We start from the raw sequence: 1,105 nt of genomic DNA, 5'->3' as shown, positions 1-1,105 counted from the left end.
CTGGTGCGGCTGGGCAAGCTCGCCGCCCCCACCGGGTCGGCCCTGCTCGTGGCGGCCACGCTGGGCATCCCGCTCGCGGCGTCGCGGCTGTACCTGCACGGCGTGAGCGTGGACCAGGAGTTCCGCACCCAGTTCCTCGGCCGCTCGGCCACCTCGCTGGGGCTGCCCGACATGGCGTACATCGACCTGCCGTCGTTCTACCCGTCGGGGTGGTTCTGGCTGGGCGGGCGGTTCGCGAACCTGGTCGGCCTCGAGGGCTGGGCGGCGTTCAAGCCGTGGGCGATCCTGTCGCTGGCGGTCGCGGCCGCGCTGGTCACCGTGCTGTGGACGCGGATCCTGCGCACCGACCTCGGCGCCGCGGTGGGCCTGGTCTCGACCTCGATCGTGCTCGCCTACGGCAGCCCCGAGCCGTACGGCGCCGTGGTGGCCCTGTTCCTGCCGCCGGTCCTCATCCTCGCGTGGCACGCGGTCAGCCCGACGGCCCGCCACGCCGGCCGCGGCGCCACCGTGGCCACGACCCTGTTCCTCGGGGCGTCGGCGTGCACCTACACGCTGTACACCGGCCTGGCGGCGGGCACGGTCGTCCTCATGGCGCTCGTCGCGACCGTCTCCGCGGTGCTCGCCGCGCGGCGCGGTCGACGCGTGATCCCGCTCTGGCTGCCCGCGGCCCGGCTCGCCGTGATCGGGTCCGGGTCGATCCTGATCGCCCTGCTCGTGTGGGCGCCCTACCTGCTGGCCGCGCTCCGCGGCGAGCCCGCAGACTCCGGCACCGCCATGCACTACCTGCCCGAGGCCGGGGCGCGGCTGCCGCTGCCGATGACCGCGGGCGGCCTGACCGGCTGGGTGTGCCTGGCCGGCCTGGTGTGGATCATCGCGCGGGCGTGGACCTCGCGCCGCGCGCAGGCGCTCGGCCTGGGCGTCGTGGCCGTCTACCTGTGGAGCCTGGCCTCGATGGCCGTCACCGTCCTGGGCACCACCATGCTGGGATTCCGGCTCGAGCCGGTGCTCATCCTCCTCCTGGTGGTGGCCGGGGTGTTCGCCGTCGTCGACGTCGCCGGGCTCGCCGTCCGCGCGGCCGGCCGTCAGGCCGGTGAGCCCCGGCCCG

The 1,105-nt window shown here is 75.6% G+C and carries 1 protein-coding gene; it reads left to right on the top strand.

The annotated features are described in order from the left end of the window. Positions 1–1,105: arabinofuranosyltransferase (locus tag HMPREF3086_RS02995; RefSeq protein WP_168169041.1), on the top strand; the 1,105-nt coding region annotated here is incomplete at both ends.

Origin of the sequence: Dietzia sp. HMSC21D01 (genome assembly GCF_001815995.1) — a bacterium.
Classification (GTDB): domain Bacteria; phylum Actinomycetota; class Actinomycetes; order Mycobacteriales; family Mycobacteriaceae; genus Dietzia; species Dietzia cinnamea.
Note: the sequence above shows the minus strand (reverse complement) of the source record. Positions and strands in the feature narration are given on the sequence as shown.